The sequence below is a fragment of the Paenibacillus sp. FSL R10-2771 genome, from assembly GCF_038000205.1.
In the GTDB taxonomy this organism is placed as follows: domain Bacteria; phylum Bacillota; class Bacilli; order Paenibacillales; family Paenibacillaceae; genus Paenibacillus_AQ; species Paenibacillus_AQ phytohabitans.
The window spans coordinates 5,149,213-5,170,385 of sequence record NZ_JBBOBM010000001.1; the positions used below are offsets into that span (position 1 = coordinate 5,149,213).

14 protein-coding genes are annotated in these 21,173 nt (G+C 53.8%); 3 read left to right on the forward strand and 11 right to left on the reverse strand.

Features of this window, described 5'->3' with window-relative positions:
• The first annotated feature begins 5 nt into the window (after window positions 1-5).
• Window positions 6-353 (forward strand): phage holin family protein, encoded by a 348-nt coding sequence (locus NSU14_RS22025; RefSeq protein WP_039308415.1) that lies wholly within the window; start codon window positions 6-8, stop codon window positions 351-353.
• Window positions 354-473: 120 nt separating this feature from the next.
• Here NSU14_RS22025 and NSU14_RS22030 read toward each other — a convergent pair whose 3' ends face one another.
• A complete protein-coding gene (locus tag NSU14_RS22030) occupies window positions 474-1,529 on the reverse strand; it encodes a GGDEF domain-containing protein (RefSeq protein WP_052421741.1) in 1,056 nt (351 codons plus the stop codon).
• A gap of 311 nt (window positions 1,530-1,840) precedes the next feature.
• On the opposite strand from NSU14_RS22030, the gene NSU14_RS22035 reads away from it, so the two are divergent.
• Window positions 1,841-2,233 (forward strand): cupredoxin domain-containing protein, encoded by a 393-nt coding sequence (locus NSU14_RS22035; protein WP_171718886.1) that lies wholly within the window; start codon window positions 1,841-1,843, stop codon window positions 2,231-2,233.
• Between the two features lie 117 nt (window positions 2,234-2,350).
• Here the strand turns inward: NSU14_RS22035 and NSU14_RS22040 are convergent, their stop codons facing one another.
• From NSU14_RS22040 to pheS, 10 genes are all read right to left on the reverse strand, one after another.
• The gene (locus NSU14_RS22040; RefSeq protein ID WP_076242628.1) at window positions 2,351-3,544 is read right to left on the reverse strand and encodes a sugar ABC transporter permease; all 1,194 of its coding nucleotides are present in this window, start codon (window positions 3,542-3,544) and stop codon (window positions 2,351-2,353) included.
• Between the two features lie 2 nt (window positions 3,545-3,546).
• Window positions 3,547-5,058 carry a xylose ABC transporter ATP-binding protein gene (locus NSU14_RS22045; protein ID WP_340841441.1) on the reverse strand — a complete coding sequence of 504 codons (1,512 nt, stop codon included), beginning with the start codon at window positions 5,056-5,058 and terminating at the stop codon, window positions 3,547-3,549.
• 88 nt (window positions 5,059-5,146) lie between these two features.
• Window positions 5,147-6,202, reverse strand: a complete 1,056-nt coding sequence (xylF, locus tag NSU14_RS22050) for a D-xylose ABC transporter substrate-binding protein (RefSeq protein WP_042140901.1) — start codon at window positions 6,200-6,202, stop codon at window positions 5,147-5,149.
• 29 nt (window positions 6,203-6,231) lie between these two features.
• A complete protein-coding gene (locus NSU14_RS22055; protein ID WP_340947355.1) occupies window positions 6,232-6,399 on the reverse strand; it encodes a hypothetical protein in 168 nt (55 codons plus the stop codon).
• 41 nt (window positions 6,400-6,440) lie between these two features.
• Window positions 6,441-8,021: a helix-turn-helix domain-containing protein gene (locus tag NSU14_RS22060; RefSeq protein ID WP_042135050.1), complete on the reverse strand. Its 1,581-nt coding sequence runs from the start codon at window positions 8,019-8,021 to the stop codon at window positions 6,441-6,443.
• Window positions 8,022-8,051: 30 nt separating this feature from the next.
• Entirely contained in the window at window positions 8,052-9,485 is a 1,434-nt protein-coding gene (locus tag NSU14_RS22065) for a sensor histidine kinase (protein WP_076242626.1), read from the reverse strand.
• Entirely contained in the window at window positions 9,482-10,474 is a 993-nt protein-coding gene (locus tag NSU14_RS22070; protein WP_042140900.1) for a sugar-binding protein, read from the reverse strand. The genes NSU14_RS22065 and NSU14_RS22070 overlap by 4 nt, the downstream gene beginning before the upstream one ends.
• 1,147 nt (window positions 10,475-11,621) lie before the next feature.
• On the reverse strand, window positions 11,622-13,787 hold the full coding sequence (zapA, locus tag NSU14_RS22075; RefSeq protein ID WP_340948976.1) for a cell division protein ZapA: 2,166 nt from the start codon (window positions 13,785-13,787) through the stop codon (window positions 11,622-11,624).
• Between the two features lie 203 nt (window positions 13,788-13,990).
• On the reverse strand, window positions 13,991-16,435 hold the full coding sequence (pheT, locus tag NSU14_RS22080) for a phenylalanine--tRNA ligase subunit beta (RefSeq protein WP_340947356.1): 2,445 nt from the start codon (window positions 16,433-16,435) through the stop codon (window positions 13,991-13,993).
• Between the two features lie 382 nt (window positions 16,436-16,817).
• Window positions 16,818-17,852, reverse strand: a complete 1,035-nt coding sequence (gene pheS, locus NSU14_RS22085) for a phenylalanine--tRNA ligase subunit alpha (RefSeq protein WP_042135043.1) — start codon at window positions 17,850-17,852, stop codon at window positions 16,818-16,820.
• A gap of 617 nt (window positions 17,853-18,469) precedes the next feature.
• Between pheS and NSU14_RS22090 the strand changes: the two genes are divergently transcribed.
• Complete coding sequence (locus NSU14_RS22090; protein WP_076242622.1) at window positions 18,470-21,127, forward strand: hypothetical protein; 2,658 nt, start codon at window positions 18,470-18,472, stop codon at window positions 21,125-21,127.
• Window positions 21,128-21,173 lie beyond the last annotated feature (46 nt).

Genomic DNA, 21,173 nt, shown 5'->3' on the forward strand with positions numbered 1-21,173 from the left:
GTTAGGTGAGATTCTTAGGTCATGTGGTACGTTTCGTGGTCGCGGCAATCGTTCTGATGGTGGTCGGCTGGATTGTCCCGCAATTCACGGTCGGGGGGTTCTGGAGCGCGCTTGTGCTTGCGCTGGTTATCGCTCTGCTCGGCTGGGTGGTTGAGGGCATTTTCGGCAAAAAAACAACACCCTTCGGCCGCGGTATCGTCGGCTTCCTGGTCAGTGCCCTGGTGATCTGGATTGCCCAGTTCATTGTGAGCGGAGTCAGCGTCACCATTCTCGGAGCGCTGCTCGCAGCCCTGGTCATTGGTATTATCGACCTCTTCCTGCCGGTATCCACTCCGTTTGAAGCGGCCAAGTAGAAACGGCTGAACCACCCTTAGGGGACGGTATCCGTTTCAGCGCACAACGAAACCCCCAATCCCCGGATTATACCGGATACTGGGGGTTTTTTGTAATTAAAAAATTTTTATAACTAAAAATTACGCATAGGACACAACCGGATCATCGCCATGGGTGACAGCAGCCGTGACGACAGCATTTTTACCGCCCCGCTTGGCGCTGTACAGCGCTTCGTCCGTCTTGCGGAACAGCATTTCCTTGCCGTCCCCCAGCTGATAATCGCAGAATCCGATACTGACCGTAATCGGCTTGCCTCCGGCATACGGATGCTCCATAGCGGCTATACCTACCCGCATCTCCTCGACGGCAGCATAGGCTTCCTGAAAGCTTTTATCCGTAAAAATCACCGCGAACTCTTCCCCGCCGTATCTCGCCGCGAAATCATTCAGCCCGATCAGACCATTCACCTTCGCTGCCACCTCCTTAAGCACGAGATCGCCGACCCAGTGTCCGTACGTATCATTAACACGCTTGAAGTTGTCGATATCAAACAGCGCCAGCTGCAGCCTCAGCCCGTTGCTCTCGCACTGCTCCAGCAGGGAGTCCAGATATTCATGAAAGGTTTTGTGATTGTACAGGCCGGTAAGCGCATCGATCTTCAGCAGCTTGTCGGAAATCGCCCGTTCCACCATCAGCCCCTGCTCCGACTTGGTCAACTGCTCCAGATATTCGCGGGTCTCACGGGCCCTGACAATGACAGCCTGCGCCATCACGGCGAACACAATAAACACACATTCCACCATCAGAAACTCCAGCAGCGGTTTGTCCAGCAGCGGCCGCTCCAGCCCGAAATAAATCCCGCTATAGAATAGCGTGCTGAATACCCCGAGATAGTATAGCAGCCGCTGGTCGAAATAGATCAGGGCAATCATAATCGGCATCATAAGTGTCATCTGGGCACCATCTACAAAAGGCTCCAGCACAAAATACATCAGATAAGAAACGATGAATCCGCAGATCACAACGGCCTGCTTATGATAATGCTGCATCTTACGCAGCCAAATCTCGGCGGAAGCCATAGCTATAATGATCATCAGATTACAGGCGATGAACAAGTGGCCTTTACTGGGGATGAGGATGGTCTTAGTCTCAGTGGAATGGGAGGACAGCATAAAAATAAATTGGGCTGCCAGCATACAGAGCACAATAATCCAGTATCCGGTTAATATTCTTCGGTGCCATTTCTCCGAACTTTGCGATTCGTGGGCTAAAATAATGTGGATCCCCTACTTCTAACCAAATAATATAAAAGTTAAAATTATAATAGCTTTAATTATAATAAATTTTAATTGTTTTTGCATCATATTTTTGCAATTTTCGACAAAGTTTGGAGTCAGCTTCCGGTCAAACAAATCCTCACAGATTATCCAAGACAACTATCAGGATTTGAGCTATGCTAATGTCATCTGCTATCACAATTCATCACGAACCTTTTAGGAGGATGCTTATGATCAGGAAGGCGGCTATTCTTTGTTCCATTGTATTTGCACTACTGCTTACGGCTTGCGGAGCCGGCGGGGGCAGCAGCAATTCTGACAGCGCTAACAGCCAGGCTGCTGACACCAATCTTACAGCGGAAGAAGAAATCGTCATTACAGCAACCAACTACAGCTTTGACCAGAAAGAATACCACTTGAAGAAGGGCGTACCTGTCAAAATCATCTTCAAAAACGAGAGCGGCAACCACGGCATTCTTGTGCCTGAGATGAAGCTGCGGCTGGATGCCAAAGATTCCTCCAAGGTGATTCTCCCCGAGGAGGCAGGAACCTTCGAGGTCACCTGCGCGATCATGTGCGGCTCCGGCCACAGCGGAATGAGCGCCAAGATTATCGTTGAATAGGCAGCTCTATACGCATAGCAAAAAAGCCGGCCAAGGACAACTGTGGGACTGACCCCATTGTCCTTGACCGGCTTTTTGGTTGTTCTGCTGAAAGTTGTTAACCGGCTGAAGCTGCCGTTACTTCACACCCTTGCTGCGATTGGAAATATCCAGCCAGACGGCAATGACCAGGATTGAGCCTTTGACGACATACTGCCAGAAGGATTCCAGTCCCATCAGCGACATTCCGTTATCCAGCGAGGTCATCACCAGCGCTCCGATAATGGCACCGATGACTGTGCCGGCTCCGCCCATCAGGGAAGTGCCGCCAATGACGCAAGCGGCGATAGCATCCATCTCAGCCATATTACCTGCTGTGATGGTGGCCGAGGCCAGGCGTGAGGTGAGCACGATGGCGGCGATCGAGCCCAGCAATCCGCTCAACACGAAGATCAGCATGGATTTGCGCTTGATGTTAATGCCGGAGAGGCGTGCCGCCTCAATATTGCCCCCTATTGCATAGATATGACGGCCGAAGGTGGTCTTAGTCGACAGGAAATAGAAGATGACTGCCAGGACAATTACGAAAATAATCGGGAATGGAATCCCCTTGTAATTATTCATCACGGCTACAAAAGCCACCACCAGCAGGGCAAGTCCGGCCACCTTGGCGATGTCCAGGCCCAGCGGGGCGATTTCGAAGCCGTATTTCCTGCGGGAACGGCGTTTATTGAACGCACTCCAGAGCAGCAGTCCTACTGCGATCACACCAAGGATGATCCCGAAGCCCGGGGCAAAATAAGCATTGCCGAGCAAGGCCAGCACCGGGTCGGATACCGGAATGGTCATCGACTCGGTCACGCCCATCAGCACCCCGCGGAACACCATCATTCCCCCGAGGGTGACAATGAAGGCGGGGATCATTTTATACGCCACCAGCCAGCCCTGAATCAGGCCCAGCACGGCACCTGCGGCCAGTGTGCCAAGAATGACTACAATAGCCGGCAGCTCCAGCCAGTTGCTGAGAATAGCTGCCATGCCGCCGGTCAGTCCGACGATGGAGCCGACAGACAGATCGATATGCCCTGCCACAATGACCAGCACCATGCCGATGGCCAGAATGGAGGTCACCGACATCTGCGTGAACAGATTGGACAGATTCCGCGAAGTCAGGAAGGTCGGATTCAGTACTCCGAACAGCACCCAGATCAGTATTAATGCACCCACCATCGTATAGGCACGCATATCCATTTTGCCGAACAAGCCGCGTAAGCGCGATCCTCCGGCTGCCGGAACCGCTTCAGGTTCCCTAAGCTCTTTTTGCAGCTGCATCTCTATCTACCTCCCGTAGCGGCCAGCATAATATTCTCCTGCGTCGCTTCCCGCCAATCATATTCCCGTACGAACTGTCCTTCACACATCACCAGAATCCGGTCGCTCATGCCCAGTACCTCCGGAAGCTCCGAGGAGATCATAATAATGGCAACGCCCTGCTCTACCAGCTGATTCATCAAATTATATATTTCGTACTTCGCCCCGACGTCGATGCCCCGGGTAGGTTCGTCCATAATCAGGATTTTGGGGTCTGACATCAGCCACTTGCCGATAACCACCTTCTGCTGGTTCCCCCCGGACAGTGTGCCTACCAGCGTTTCCAGCGAAGCTGTTTTCGTCTTCAGATCCTGCACGTACCGGTCTGCCCACTTAATTTCCTCATTCTCATTGATGACCCCCAGCCTTGCGACTTTGCCCAGTGTGGCTAAAGTGGTGTTACGTTTGACATCCATCCCCATGACCAGCCCCTGGCGTTTACGGTCTTCTGTAACCAGGGCAATCCCCGCCTTGATCGCCTCGGCTATGGAACGGATCTTAATGGCCTTGCCTTCAATCAGCACCGTTCCTTCGGCCCGGCCCCCATAGGCGCCGAAGAGGCTGCTGACAAGCTCCGTGCGTCCGGCGCCCATCAGCCCGGCAATACCCAGTATCTCACCTTGACGAAGGCTGAATTCAATATCGCGGAGCACCTTCTGCCGGCGCTTCTCCGGATGCCATACATTATAATCTCTGACCTCAAGCACCTTCTCCCCAGGCGAATGCTCCACGCGCGGATAACGCTCCGTGAGTTCACGGCCAACCATTAGGGATACAATCTGGTCGTCATCTGTCTCACTGCGGTCAAGTGTAGCTACCGTCCGCCCGTCCCGCAGCACGGTGATGGAATCAGCCAGTGCGAACACTTCAGGCATTTTGTGTGAAATATAGACACAGGTTACCCCTTCGCGCCGCAGCTGGTTCAGAATGCCCATCAGGATAGACACCTCGCTCTCGGTCAGAGCTGCCGTCGGTTCATCCAGAATGAGAATCTTGGTATGCTTGGAGAGTGCCTTGGCGATCTCGACCAGCTGCTGCTGGCCGATGCCGAGATTGCCGATCTTCGTGTCCGGAGACAGATTCAGCCCGACCTTCTTCAGCCATAGCGAAGCCTGATGGTACAGCTCATTCCACTGGATCGCCCCCCGCTTCACCGGCTCTGCCCCCAGAAAGATATTCTCGCCGACCGTCATTTCCTTCACGAGTGCCAGCTCCTGGTGAATAATCGCGATACCGGCCTTCTCCGCATCCGTTATTCTATGAAAAGACTTTTTCTCCCCATTGATCAGGATTTCCCCGCCGTATGTCCCTGCAGGGTATAGTCCGCTCAATACCTTCATCAGCGTGGATTTACCAGCGCCGTTCTCGCCGCATAAGGCGTGAATCTCCCCTTGCCTGACCTTGAAGTTCACATGGTCCAGCGCCTTAACACCGGGGAATGTCTTGCTGATCTCTACCATTTCAAGTACATTCATGCCTTCCGCTCCTCCTTCCGGCCCTTAAACCTGCAAGCAGATGCGGTAACGCCACAGGCGCCGCATCTGCTTGACGGACAGGCCGCCCTTATTGTTTCGGCCACTGGTCCTTCGGAACGTTCTTGTAGACATCCTCAAGCTTGTGGAAGCCGTCCTTGATCAGTACGTCCAGGTTATCCTTATTGACCGCTAGCGGATCGAGCAGCACAGAAGGAACATCAATTTTACCGTTGTTAACTGATTTTTCAGTCGAAATACTTTCGCCTTTGGCAGCTGCTATTGCCATTTCCGCAGCTTTGGTTGCAATCGCGTTGATCGGCTTGTAGACCGTCATCAGCTGCGTGCCTTCAGCGATACGCTGTACCGCAGCAAGGTCAGCATCCTGGCCGGATACCGGTATTTTACCGGCCATGCCCTGAGCCGTGAGCGCCTGAATCGAACCGCCTGCAGTCCCGTCATTGGCTGCTACCACACCTTGAACATCATTATTGTTCGCGGTCAGCGCATTCTCCATATTTTTCAGCGCTTCTTCCGGCTTCCAGTCCTTGGAGAACTGGTCGTAGACAATCTTAATGTCGCCTTTCTCTTCAAGCGGCTTCAGAATATTCATCGCCCCTTCTTTGAACATATGGGCGTTGTTATCCGTATCGGCACCGCCGATATAGACGATATTGCCTTTAGGAGCCTTATCAATGACCGCCTGCGCCTGGAACTCTCCGACACGCACGTTATCAAACGAAATATAATAGTCTACCTCGGCATTATTGATCAGGCGGTCATAGGCAATGACCTTGATGCCTTCCTTGTGAGCCTTCTCTACGATCGGAGCCGTTGCTTCCGCGTTATGGGCAATAACCACAAGCACATCCACACCCTGGGAGATCAGCTGTTCCGCCTGGCTTAACTGGGTAGCATCATCGCCGTTTGCAGCCAGCACCTTCACTTCACCGCCAAGCTCCTCCACTTTTGCCGTAAAGATATCCCGGTCCTTCTGCCAACGCTCCTCCTTCAAGGTATCCATCGACATGCCGATGACAATTTTGTCCCCGTCCTTCGCAGCGCCGGATGTCTCCTTCTTCTGATTATCACCGTTTGAGACCACCCCACAGCCCGCCATTGACGCTGCCAGCACTAACGCTGCCATCCCCAGTGAAATTGCTCTTCCGTATTTTCTCACTCTGCCCTTCGCCCCTTTTCATTAGCCGCATATTTGATTGCGCTTACAAAAAAAGTGTAGCATGGATCATCCACCGCAGGAGCCGCTATTCCCAGCACTTTCTTGCTCTCCGCCTGCATTCCGTCCTCCTCTCCTGTAATGTAATTCTTCCCGGCCGCTTTCATAGGATTATCCGGGGCCGGAGCACAAAAAAGTCCTTGCTCTGTCAGCAAGGACCCTGCTTCTCATGCTGCTGCCGGAATTCGCTTGGCGTCATGCCGGCCGCTTTTTTGAAGACCCTGCTGAAGTAATTCGGGTCCTTGTAGCCTACCTCGTAACAAATCTCCTTGAGGTTCAGCTGATCTCCGGTGATCAGGCGCTTCGCTTCGTTGATTCTTAGCCGTGTGACGTAATCAATGAAGGTTTCACCCGCATGCTGCCGGAACAATTTGCTGAAATAATGCGGGCTTAAATTCACATATTCAGCCGTCTGCTCCATAGATATGTCTTCTTTATATTTCTGGCTGATGTATAGCAGCGCCCGCTGATGGACATGGGAACGGTTATGCTCCTGTTCCTGCTCCAGACTGTGGATCAGCCGCTCCAGCCAGGATTCTGCGCTCAGTCTGAGCGATATGGGATCCTCTGCTGTATGCAAGGAGGCCAGGATCTCCGCTCCGGCTGCGGAGTGAACGCCTCTGGCGAGGAACAGCAGGAGCCCGGTCACCTCTCCCCGCACTTCGGGCAGCGGCCGCCCGCCGCCTTGCTCGAAAGCAGCATACAGAATTCCGAAGCGTTCTATGGCTTCCTGCTTGCTCCGCTGCAACAGTGCATCCAGCAGCCGCTTCTCCTCATCCAGGGATACGGCCGTCTGCCCGGAGCTTTGGAGGATATCATCATAGTGGTGCACGCTGAAGGAATCATGGTGATCCGCACAGACACGGACCGCTTCCCGGTAGGATCGGCTAAGCCCGTCCCAGCCCTCGCGGATCGAGCCGATGCCTATGCTGACCGGCAGACCGAACCGCTGCTCTATCAGACTGCGGAGCCGCTCCCCCCAATCCATGGAGCTGACGCGCTGTGAGTAACCGGTCCGCCCCGGCGGCAAGGGAATAAACAACGCCAGCTGATGCCCGATCAGCGGTCCGGACAGGCAGCCGAGCCCTGCTCTGGCAACCTGCTTGACCGCCTCATAGATCTCCCGCTTGCCCTGCTGGAATTCTTCCCAAGCTGCGCTAGAATGCCTCGGGAATGACAGCACCATCGCATAGCCTTTGGCCCACTGCAGCTCCAGCAGACCGGCCACTTGTTCCAGCTCCAGGTCCTGCACATGCTCCAGCATGAGCATCATTGTCAGCTCGTTCTCCGCCAGCGGAAGCAGGTGGGCCAGCTTCTCCTGCAGCTCCAGCTGCTCATTCCTGCGCCGCTTCTCCTCCTGGATCACCGCCATCAGCTGCTTCAGTACATCCGCCACTTCGTCCCGTCTGGCCGGCTTCAGCAGATAATCCCGCACGCCCAGCAGCAGCCCCTCCTTGGCGTAGGAGAAGTAATCATGAGCGGTAATCATCACGATCTGCGCGGAAGGGAGCTTGGTGAGAATCTGCCGTACGGCCTCCAGTCCCTGAATGCCCGGCATCTTAATGTCCATGAAGATAATATCAGGCCGGTGCTCCTCCGCGAGCTGAATAGCCTTCCGTCCGTTCTCGGCATGCAGAAATTCAAAACCATCCGGGAAAATATGGCGGATCATCAGCTCCAGCCCTTCCCGTTCCAGCGCCTCATCATCGGCGATCAGCAGTCTGTACATAGTAAATCTATCTCCTTTCTCACCTGCGGCTCAGGCAGACGTGCGGAAGGGTACTTTGAACAGCACCGCCGTCCCCTGCCCTTCACTGCTGTCAATCTCGATCAGCTGCTGCCCGTCAAAGAACAGATGCAGACGTTTGAATACATTATGTGTCCCCAGTCCGGTGGACTGGCCTTTACCGCTGAAATACGGGGCCTCTTCCTCGATCGATCCCATCAGCCTCGCTACAGTCTCCCGGTTCATGCCCACACCGTTATCACTGATCTCAATCTCTACAAGTCCGCTCCGGTAGCGGATCGACAGTGACAGCACCGCCCCCTCCTCCATTTGCTCCAGCCCGTGGACAAAAGCATTCTCGAAGATCGGCTGAAGGGTCAGGCAGGGAATCATTCCGCCGAGCGCCTGCTCATCAATATCCATCTCAAAAGCGATCCGGTCACGGAAGCGGGCCCGCTGAATGTTAATATACTCGTTCACATGCTCTACTTCCTCGCGCAGCGGTACAGCCTGGTCAAGCTTCTGCAGGTTATACCGGAGCAGGCGGGATACCGATACCGTCAGATCGCTGGTCCTTGCCGCTCCTTCCAGATACGCCAGCTTGGCGATGGAATTCAGTGTGTTGAACAGAAAATGCGGATTGATCTGGCTCTGCAGCATTTTCAGCTCCAGCTCCTTGACCAGCCGGTCCTTCTCCACGTTCTTGATATTCTCCTTCATCAGCTCCTGGATATTATCGATCATTCCGTTAAAAGCCCGGCACAGGATGCTGATCTCATCGTTGTTAACACTCTCCGGCGCTTTCGTATCCATCCTCCCCTTGGAGATCTGCTTGGCGGTGGCCACGAGGCGGCGGATAGGTCCTGTGATGCTCCCGGACAGCCAGATCGCCATACAGATACTAAGCAGCGCAGCGGTAATTACCAGCAGGCTCCCCAGCCGGTTCAGCTTGGCCGTCGTGGACATGATCTCCGCATAGATCGGCTTGTACTGGTCCAGTTCCAGGTCAACCAGCTCCTGTGCTTCCTCGCGGATGAACCGCTGCGTCTGCTCCGCCTCGATATAGGCACCGGCCAGTGTGTTGGAGTCCTGACCATCAATCTCTGTAATCATCTGCCCGGCCTGCTCCAGAAACGTATCAATGATATGGCTGTAGTTCATCAGCGGAAGGCCGCTTCCCCCGATGGTCGCCATTCCGTCCAGCTTCGCCCGCAGCTCCTGCACAGCGCTCAGATGCTTCTGCACCTCCGGGAAGCTGTCCGCGTCCACCTGCATAATGAAGCGGTTCAGAGAGCGCATATTCTCCCCTACCTCATAGGATACTTCCTTGTACAGCATGATCCGGTTCATCATCAGATGGTAGCTCTCCTGCACATTCTTTCCGCTCTCAAAAAGCACAAAAGAGACAGAGCTCATCAGCAGCACAAGCAGCGGAATGCAGATGAGCAGCTTATGGCGGATACTCATAGGCTCTCTCCCTCCTGCACATTAGACTTGTCCAGCACCTTCACGCCGGTGAAGTATTTGGACTCCAGCTGCAATCCCTGAAAATGCTCATGGAGCAGCCGCACGGCCGTAGCCCCCATAAGATAAGGCTGCTGTGCCACTGTGGCCGTGATATCCCCGCGGCTGATGGCAGCAAGGGTCTCTGCCTGGTTATCGAAGCCAATAATCGTCATCGGGACACGCTTCAGGCTCTTGGAGGCCTGCAGTACTCCCAGCGCATCCGTTGAGCTGGTGCCGACCATCACATCAATCTCCGGATGAAGCCGCAGCATATCGGCTGCCTGCTGGATTGCCTCCATATGCGAGATATTGGAGCTGCGGACATCCACAATTGCAAGGCCGCTGTAATTTTTCACAATATTACTGAGGCCGTTCAGACGCTGAACCTGATTCTTGGCCAGCTCGCTGCCGATGATCACGCCGATCTTCCCTTTACCGCCGGTCGTCTGCACCACCATCCGGCCCAGCGCCTCGCCGGCTGCAACATTGTCGGTCCCAACATAAGCCAGCCGCCTGCTCGCCGGAGCGTCTGTATCAATGGTGATTACCGGAATCCCCCGGTTCACGGCTTTATCAATTACGGGGGTGAACTTCTCGTCGTTCAGCCCCTGCACGATGATCGCATCCGCCTGTGCGGCAATCGCTTTTTCCAGCAGGCTGATCTGCTCCTCCATGTTATTGCGCACCGGGCCGGTGAACTCGATATCAATTCCGTATTTCGCAGCAGCCTCTTTGGCACCCTTCTCGACCATTTCCCAGTACGGATGGTACCGCTCCTGCTCGATCAGCACAATATGATAGCCGGAATTATCCCCGCCGGGATGCCCGCTTAATTCATTGACAATATTGCCCATCCGGCTTGAATGATTGGCAAAGTCTATAAACAGATATGCCAGCAGCAGAAAAAGCACAATAACCCCCGCGCCGCTGACCCATTTTTTATCCATCATGCTCACCTCAATCAACATCCTACCCCGAGTTGTAAACGGTTGCAATATTTAATTTATGAATAGCTTATTATGTGAAACCTATACATTCATAATCATTAATTGCGGGAGTTGCCTAATCGCGGCCAAACCCGCCCGATGACGGAATAAGCGGCACACCAGTGTTTGGCTTATCTCCACTTGCCCATTACGAGAGTCAAAAGGGATTTATGATTTCCTCAGTCCCCTCCACCGTCTACCTCCGGCGGATCCAGGGGCACTTCTGCCCTCTCGGAGACGCATTGTATTCGGTTTTTCGCATACATTCGGCTCATCTACTCTCTCGGACGCACATTGTATTCGGTTTTTCGCATACATTCGCCCCATCTACTCTCTCAGACGCACATTGTACTCGGTTTTTCGCATACATTCGGCTCATCTACTCTCTCAGACGCACATTGTATTCGGTTTTTCGCATACATTCGGCTCGTCTACTCTCTCAGACGCACATTGTATTCGGTTTTTCGCATACATTCGGCTCGTCTACGCTCACGGAGGAGCATTGTATTCGGTTTTTCGCATACATTCGGCTCGTTTACCCTCTCGGAGGCGCATTGTATTCGGTTTTTCGCATACATTTGGCTCATCTACTCTATCGGAGGCGCATTGTACTCGGTTTTTCGCATACATTCGCCCCATCTACTCTCTCAGACGCACATTGTACTCGGTTTTTCGCATACATTCGCCCCATCTACTCTCTCAGACGCACATTGTACTCGGTTTTTCACACACATTCGGCTCATCTAATCTATCGGAGGCGCATTGTATTCGGTTTTTCGCATACATTCGGCTCATCTACTCTCTCGGACGCACATTGTACTCGGTTTTTCACACACATTCGGCTCGTCTACGCTCTCGGAGGCGCATTGTACCCGGTTTTTCGCATACATTCGGCTCATCTACTTAGCCTGCCGCCTATCTACTTGCGGATTCCGGTGCCCTTTGGCTCTTCATTCCCGCCCTTTGGTCCGCTTCTGAAGAAATCAAGGTTGCTTTGATTCTCCTTACCATTCACTTCAGGTGGACTCGGTGGGACTCCCCCTAAACAGCAAAAGAGCTGTTCCAAGCAGCACCCTGCTTAAAACAGCTCTTTCGTTAATGCATCCGCCATTCAACTGTCCTGTTCGATCAGTTGAATCCATTCATTATATTCACTCTGCAGCTTGGCATATTCCGCCTGCAGGCTGCGGTGCTCCTGGGAGAGCTTGTCCAGCTTACCCTGCTGCAGCTCGAACTGGGCCTGAACCAGACGCAGCTGGCCCTGGACGAGCTCGTAGCTCTCGCCGATCTCCCCAAGCTGCTGCGCGGTCTCGCTGCGCGAGCGGCTCACGGATTCCGCCTGGGCTTCAGCATCCCCGGCTTCCTGCTGCCAGATCTCAATCTCCTCACGCAGCTTCGCCTCCTGCTCGCTCCACTGCTGCTCGCGCTGCTGCAGTTCTTCGTACTTCTGCTTCCATGAAGCTTCGTACTCCCTGGTCTCACGGAGCGCTTCCTGCTGCTCCGCCGCCGCTGCGGCAGCTTCGCGGCCCGCCTCGTACAGCTCTTCCAGACGCCGCGCAGCTTCCTCGCCTTCGGCTTCCAGCAGCTCATAACGTTCCTTCAGCTGTTCGCCATCCTGCAGAATTTCATCATACTGGGCGATCAGCTCTTCGTAGCGGCCGCGCAGCGCCGCCAGTTCCTTACGGGCTGCCTCTGCCGCTTCCTGATGAAGGGCAGCTTCCTGCTCTGCCTCAGCACGAAGCTGGGCTTCCAGGTCAAGCTGCTGCACCATTCCATCCGCCTGTCCGCGGAGGGTCTCGACTTCACGCTGCAGCGCTGCCGATTTCTCCCCGGCTTCCAGAAGGTTCATCTCCAGCTCGCCGATATCCTCCATATGCTTGTTCGCCAGCTCCTGCCAGGAGCTTGCTTCGAGCGCGGTACGGTCAAATTCCGCCTGTGTCCGGCTCAGATTATCCGTCGTCTCCCGCAGAGATTTGCGGAGAGACGACGCTTCTTCCTGCGTCAGCTCATAACGCTGGCGCAGCCCCTCCAGCTCATCATTCAGCAGACCGCTGAGCTCATTGGCAGTCTGCAGTTCTTCCAGTGCTGCACTTAGCTTGTCCGCTGTTTCCTGCAGCGCACTGTTAAGTCCCGCTGCTTCATCCTGCGCCTGGACGTAACGCTGGCGCACTTCCTCCAGCTCTGCGCTATGCTGCTGCCCTTGCTCTGCCGCAAGGCGCAGCTCTTCGCCAAGCTGCTCTTCCCGCTTCAGCACAGCTTCGTACTGCGCGAGCAGCGTCAGGCGCGCATCGCGCTCGCCCTTGAGCCCGGCTTCCGCCGCGCGCAGCCGGGACTGAAGCTGCCCGGTTCCGCCGCGCAGCTCACCAAGCTGCTTCTCCAGCTCCTGAAGCTGCTGCTTGTGCCTGTGCTCCTGCGTCCCCTGGGATTGCCGCAGCTCCTTATTCTTGGCCAGCTCCTTCTCAAGCGCTTCGCGCTCTCCGCTGAGCTCACTGGTGAGTGCTGCCTTGGTATCGGCAAGCTCCTTGCTCAAGGTGGTACGGATCTCAACAATCTCACTGCCCATAGACTCCCGGGTCTGGATCAGCTCATGCTCCAGACCTGCCAACGTCTCCGCTTTCTCACGGGTCAGTGTCTCCCGAAGCTGCTCCAGCTCCTGCAGATGAGCGTCCTTCAGCTCTTCAAGCTGCTGCAGCCGTAACGCTTCAGCCGCTTCCAGCTCCTGTCTTGAAGCTTCGCGGCTTGCAGCCTGCTCTGCTTCGTAAGTCTCCCGCAGCGCTTTCAGCTCCGCTTCGCGCGCCTGCAGTTCATCTGTCAGCTGCCCGCGGCTGGAAGCAGCAGCCTGCTTCTCTTCCTCCAGCAGCTGTGCGTGCATCTGGCGTTCCTGCTCCTGCAGCTCCAGATGCCTCGCGCGTTCTTCTTCCACGGCGGCAATCAGCCGCGCCGCTTCTTCCTTGGCAGCCGCTTCAAGCTTCTCGTATTCTTCCTGCCGTTCGCGCTGCGCCTCCTGAAGGCGTGATACCTCCACGCGCAGCTCGGTACGTTCACCGGTCAGCATATTCAATTCATTCTTGAAATCCTGAACCTGGATAGCCTGCTCTGCCATATGTACAGCTGCAAGCACCGCGATCCGCGGGGTATCCAGTCTGGAATGTGATTTGGATATTGCACGCATATGCTCATCGACATAACGGGCAACCTGCTTCATATATTCAGTGCTGCTTCCGACAAGTTTATAGGAAGTTCCGTATATCTCCACGGCGACACGAGTCCGGTCCATAGCCACAGTTGTGCCCTCCTTTGTATGTGTGCGGATTCTAAGCTGATTTCCTTACTGCTATTGTAGCGTTATTCCTTAACCTTTGGCAAAAAAAACGTGTTCATTTCATAGATTTAAACCGGACTCCGTACTTCACAAGGGTACAGCAAAGCCGCAGCGAATCGGTTTCTAAATGGATTCGCTGCGGCTTTGCACAATTCCTGCTATTTTCTTAATTCTGCGCCAAAAGTTTGCTCCAGAGCAGAAACGACTCTGTCATGCACTTCCACAACCTCTTCATCGGTAAGTGTACGGTCCGTATGACGGTACAGCAGCGAGAGGGCTACGCTCTTCTTTCCAGCTTCCATTTTGCCGCCGGTGTAGACATCGAACACTTGCACATTCTGCAGCAGTGTTCCGCCATGTTCACGGATGGAAGCTATCAGGTGCCCTGCAGGAACTTCTGCGTCTACAACTACCGCAATATCCCGTTCCATCCCAGGGAAGCGGTGAAGCTCACTGTACTGTAGTTGGGAACGCGCCGCATCATATAGCGGCTGTAGCAGCACTTCAGCTACATAAGTATCCTCCAGATCCATCTGGCGCTGAAGTTCCGGATGCAGCTGTCCGATGGTACCGATCTTATCGCGGCCTTCAGCCTGCAGCAGGTAGACCGAAGCAGAGCGTCCCGGATGGTAGCCTTCAGGAGCATCCCCTTCATAGATTATGCGGTCCGTAAGGCCAAGGTGGGCAAATACAGTTTCAAGCGCCCCCTTAAGATCGAAGAAATCTACAGGCTCAGCCGCTACGTTCCACTGCTTGGCAGCACGGGTGCCGCTCAGCAGCAGTCCAAGTACCGGCAGTTCACCGGGCTGGCGGGTGAGCACTTCTTCATCGGTGAAGAAAACATTGCCGATTTCGAACAGCGCCAGATCGCCTTGACGGCGGTTGGTGTTATAGAGGGCAATGTCCAGCAGCTGCGGCAGCAGGCTGGTACGCAGCACGCTGCGTTCCTCGCTCATCGGCATCGCCAGCTTCACGGAGAGCTTGCCGTCCGCAAGTGCCGGGAAGAGCTTGCTCTGTTCCGGCTGGATGAAGGAATAGCCCATAACCTCCTGATACCCGCCAAGAGCCAGCAGGCGGCGGAGCTCACGGCGCAGGAACTGCTCTCTGGTGAGTGCCCCCGGTGTAGTAGTCCCTTCAATTAGGGTTGTCGGGATGTTGTCATATCCGTACAGGCGGGCAATCTCTTCTATGAGATCCACATCATAGCTGATGTCGCCTCGCCGCGTGGGAACCTGAACTTCAACGATTCCCTGGGCAGCATCACCGCACTTGAAGTGCAGACGGCCGAAAAGGGTCTTCACTTCCAGCAAAGACAGCTCGGTACCCAGATATTGATTCAGCTTCTCCAGCGACAGGGTCAGTACTTTCTCCCCGGCAGAGGCACTGCCTGCCTGAACAATACCTTCATGCACAGATCCGCCGGCATAGCGGGCGATTAGAGCAGCTGCACGGTTAAGTGCAGGAATGACGGCATTCGGATCGACTTCCTTCTCGAAGCGCTGGGAAGCTTCAGAACGCAGACCCAGCTGACGCGAGGTCTTGCGTACAGTCCCGCCGTCGAATTTGGCGGATTCCAATACGATATTGACGGTATTTGCTGTAACCTCAGTCGATAATCCGCCCATAACGCCAGCCAGGCCGATAGCTCCTGACCCGTCAGCGATGACAAGCATCTGCGGCTCCAGCTTGCGCTCCTGGCCGTCAAGTGTTGTCAGCAGCTCGCCTTCATGAGCGAACCGTACACCAATCGTTCCGCCTGCCAGCTGATCGCCGTCAAACGCATGCAGCGGCTGTCCGTATTCCAGCATCACATAGTTGGTAATATCGACGATGTTGTTGATCGGGCGTACCCCGGCCGCCATCAGGCGGTTCTGAATCCACAGCGGGGATGGAGCTGTCTTCACTCCGGCAATATAACGCACTGCATAATGGCTGCAGTATTCTTCATTTTCAATATTGACAGTGATGGAATCCGCTGCCCGTCCGCCTGCTTCCACAAGCTCTGCCGCCGGATCTGCCAGCTGCAGGTCACGGCCCAGAATTGCGCTCACTTCATAAGCAGCACCGATCATGCTCAGACAGTCGGAGCGGTTAGGGGTCAGATCGAAGTCCAGGATCTCATCGTTCAGGCCAAGCACCTTCAGAATATCCTGGCCGACTTCCGTATTCTCAGGCAATACGAGAATGCCTTCCTGAAGCTCTTTGGGCAGCAGCTTGTCGTTCAGCCCCAGCTCTTTGGCCGAGCAGATCATCCCCTGCGACAGCACGCCGCGAAGCTTAGCTTTCTTGATTTCCAGTCCGGGCAGCTTAGCGCCAACCAGTGCGACCGGAACCTTCTGTCCCGCTGCGACATTCTTGGCACCGCAGACAATCTGCAGATCCTCGCCCTGTCCGGCATCCACGATGCAGATGTTCAGCTTGTCGGCGTCCGGATGTTTTTCTTTGGATTTCACATAGCCGGTTACGATTCCGGAAATCCCTTTGTTACGGCGTTCAACTCCGTCAATCTCAATGCCGGCGGTAGTGATTTTGTCCGCAAGTTCATCAGCGGTCACCCCGTCCAGCGATATATAATCAGCCAGCCAGGCGGTTGATACTTTCATTTTCGCACACTTCCTTTTGTTTCAGATGTATTTATCTCCATGCCGCCCTATGCTTGGCTTGCGGAAACGGATAAGGAACAAGCCACGATGCCAACTTCGTTCTATTAAAATTTCTGTAAAGCAGTGTTCCTACAGAGAATATTTGGACTTCCAGCCGCTGTTGTCCCCAGATTTCTTCATTTATACCGCTTTTCACGGTTGAAATCCGGTGACTGCTTATGCTTCCGAAGTGAGCTTTCCTGTGGAAAGCTTTCAGGCGGACGCTACCGCTCCTACAGTTCCAAAATTCCCCTCCGGTTCATTTTTAACAGGTATAGAAACAGCAATTCAAAATCTACTGCAACCCTTTCGGCCCCACGCACCCCGCACACCCGCCAAATCTCTAAATCCCCTTGAACTGCTTCACAAAACCCATATCATTCGTGTAGAAGTAGCGGATGTCATCGATGCCATACTTCAGCATCGCGATCCGTTCTGCGCCTACGCCGAAAGCGAAGCCACTGTAAATCTCAGGGTCGTAGCCGCCCATCCGCAGCACATTCGGATGTACCATGCCGGCACCGAGGATTTCCAGCCAGCCGCTCTGCTTGCAGAGACGGCAGCCTTCGCCGCCGCATTTGAAGCAGCTCACGTCTACCTCAACACTCGGCTCGGTGAACGGGAAGAAGCTCGGACGCAGGCGGATGCCTGCTGTAGGACCGAACATCTCCTTCATGAACTGCAGCAGGGTGCCCTTCAGGTCGCTCATGCGGATATTGCGGCCAATAACCAGGCCTTCAATCTGATGGAACTGGAAGGAGTGGGTCGCATCGTCGTCATCGCGGCGGAATACTTTGCCCGGACAGATGATTTTGACCGGAGTTTCGCCCTTCATAGCCTGCATGGTGCGGACCTGCACCGGAGAAGTCTGTGTGCGCATCAGAAGATCTTCTGTTAAATAGAAGGAATCCTGCATATCGCGGGCCGGATGGTTCTTCGGCAGATTCAGAGCCTCGAAGTTATAGTAGTCTGTCTCTACTTCCGGACCTTCTTCAATCCGGTAGCCCATGCCGATGAAAATATCCTCAATCTCCTGAATTACGCGGTTCAGCGGATGAATACCGCCTTGCGGCAGGCCGCGGCCCGGCAGCGACACATCGACCTTCTCCGCATTCAGGCGGTTCTGTGTCTCCTGCTGCTGGAAGATTTCCTGCTTAGAGCCGATTACCTCTTCAATGGCACTGCGCACCAGATTGGCCACCTGGCCGATCACCGGGCGTTCTTCCGCGCTGAGTCCGCCCATACCGCGCAGAACCTCCGTAAGCTCACCTTTTTTGCCAAGGTATTTTACGCGCAAATCATTCAGAATCTGCGGATCGGTTACCTCCTGCAGCTTAGCCAATGCCTCGGCCTTCAATGCTTCCAATTTCTCTTTCATGCTTTGTACTGCCCCCTTAAATCTCGTATTGTCAACAAAAAAAGGCCTTTCCTCCCGGTAAAGGGACGAAAAGACCGTGGTACCACCCTTGTTAGACGGCTGCGACGCTTCCCTTAAGAGCAATATTCCCTCTTTCGGACCGGCGGAGACCTGTCTCACTTTAACAGAAATAACGGTCTGCGGCCGGTATCCCCTACTGTGTCCCTCAAGGAAGCCTTGAATGGAATTCAGGGAACTGCTCCGGAGTGAACTTCGGCAGCTCTGCTCTCTTAGAAACGCTCTCAATCTGCGGCGCTTCCTCCCTGTAAGCCAGGCACTACGTACTCTTCTCCATCAATGCATTTATGCGGATTGTGTCAAATACATTCGATCTTCCAGTTCGGAAGATATGTCTATTTATTATATGCAATAACGGCGCTTTTGACAAGTTGCACAATTTTAGGTTAATTTTTATCTTCCTTTAAGCTTCCTTTAAGCTTCAGCGCGGTTTTGGGGGCTTTTTTTCAGCGAACGTTCAGCCGAATTTGATATTTTCCCTTTTGAGATAAGCCTGGCTGTCCTCATTAGAACAGGGCGGCTTTTGAATAGTATCGGCTTTTATACAGGGAGGGAAATTCATGCTTAAACGAAGAAAAGCATTTGTTCTGCTGTTACTCAGTACATTTGCTGCAAGTCAACTCGCGGGGAGCGCGGGAACCACGGCGTTTGCTGCCTCGGCCAGTACAACCACTGCCAAAACAGCTGCCACAGTAACGGAAGTCTCCAGTCTTACAGGCCTCAGCGCAATCAAGCTCAGCACCACGCTTAGTGTGAAGCTGGGCAATGTAGGCATTCAGAGCCAAACCGGCGGAAATATTCTTACTTATACACTCACCTATACTAACAATGCAAGCAGCAGCGTCAATATGGTCAATTATTTCTCCAAAATCGTGACTGCCGGCGGCAGCATCATTAAGGGAATCCCGGTCAGCGCAGACAGTGCTGTCAAAAAGATCGCTGCGAAGCAGAGCACCAGCATTACATATTATGCGAATATTGGAACAGCCGCCTCGGCCAAAGGGCTTAAAGTCAACATGTACGGCTGGAACTTCAGTGCCGCCAATTATGAACAGCGCATAGGCACTTTTACCGTTCCTTCTAACTACTCGCTGTCCGCCCTTACAGGTGAGACCCGCAAAGTTGAACTTGGCAGCATACCGGTCAACACCAAAGCTGAGTCTGCACAAATCTACAAATATAACGGCAAGGTCTATGCCAAGGTTGGACTCAGTATAACGAATCTGGGCACCAAAGTACTCACAGACCCGGGCTACAGCCTGTACCTGAAATCCTCGGGCGGCTCTACCTTCACGCTCACGCTGGATGACAGCAGCTCCGAATACAAGATTCAGCCCCAGGAGAAGAAGACGCTCTACTATATGACTGAGATTCCCTCCTACATGAACGTCACCAAGATGACGCTGCAGATCGCCAAGCTGGATGAAGGGCTGAAGCTCTATCTTCCGGTCTCCTCCTATTCCCTTCCTGCTGCGGGTACAGCTGATTTCACCGTGGCGGCCGGCTATACCAAGAAGATCTCCATCGACAGCAATATTGTAGACATGAAGCTCGCGGACGCAAGTGTGCATGCAGACAATGGCAATGCCGTATGGAGTTATCAGCTCACCCTTAAAAATGCCGGCACCAAAGCAGTGACTTTGCCTGCGTATGAGCTTGCTGTCAAATCCGCTGAAGGCTATACCTTCCCGGTAACAACAACTGCATTCAGCTCCCTTACCTTAAAGCCGCTGGAAGAGAAGCTGATTGAACTAACCGCCAGCGTTCCGCTTGAGCTGGCTCAGGATACGCTCGAACTGCAAATGGTTGCCCCTGCGGGCAGCAGCACCAGTAACACCAGTAGCACCAGTAGCACCGGCAGCAACAGCAGCAATGGCAGCAGTGAGACCAGCACCAGTTCAAGTAAAGTAACACTGCCTGTAGCCTATTTCAAAATCCCTTATTCCCTGGCAGGCAATACTCACATCGCTACAGAGAACAGCATTACCAACAGCTACGGCACCTTTGGCGTCACACTGAATTCCCTGCAGCGTCTGCCGTGGGGCAGCGAAGATATCGTACAGGCTAAGGTCACCATCAGCAATCATTCCTCCAAAACAATTACTCTGCCTGCACTTACCGGTGTGCTGAAAGTGGACCTGACGGATTTGAGCTCGTCCTCACAGCTATATACGGAGAGTACCAGCACGGTTCTTGCTCCTGGAGCCAGCACGCAAGTCTCGGTTCTTACCCGCGTGCCTTATACGCTCGATTTCAGCCAGGCCCAGATCATTCTTCAAGAAACTTCCGGCACCAGCACTACCCAGTTCCTCTCTCTTGGCACAACGGATGGGCTTAGCAGCGGTATTACGCCTCTGGCTGTGGGTGAATCGTTCAAGATTACATCGACCGGTAAAAAAGCCAGCGTGAAGGAACGTTCAACCCTTGTATACAGCGGAACCAGCAATAACCTCATATACAGTGAAGTAGAAATGAACAGTGAAGAAACCCGGCAGACTGACCTCTCCCGGCTGTATGGACAATTCAAAACCGCAGACGGACAGTATTTCGAGGCAACTGCGATCCAGTCGGAGAGTTCCACAAGTCCGGCAGGCAAGACTCTGGTTACCTTCTGGGCTAATATACCGGCTGCCGTGGACACAAACGGCCTCCAGCTGTATGTCAGCCAGGAGATTGCAGACGGTAAGCTGACTTCAGCCGGAACCGCGGCTACAGCTTATGTGAATACATCAGCACTGACACTGGCTCCTGTGGTGCCTACGCCTGCTGGTAACCTGACTTCTGTGTCCCTGTATCCTTACACGCTGGCCATATCAAATTCTACAGGCACCATTACATCAGGCACCACCAGTCTTGCATTGGCATTTAACTACAATCTCTCGCGGGATACAACTTACCAGATGGGACCATTCGACCATAAGCTGATTCTGCACATTACTGACCCGTATGGACAATATTTCGAGAAAACGCTGTCCCTTGGAACGGATTTGGCAGTAGGAACTTATGGCTCCTACACAACGACCATTACCAACTCACTGTTCAAGAACTTAAGCGGAGGCACTTACAAGCTCACTCTGTACGACGAATTCCAAGGCCAGCGGACAGAGCTTGGCGGACAGGTCTACTCCGTCGATGTTGTGACCAAAGCAGCTTCAACTACGGATACCGGCACTACAGCGGCCGCAGGCAATGGCAGCACCGAAGCAAGCGGTTCGTAAGATTCTCAGGTACACCTGGCCCCTTATATTATTTGAGTAAGATGGA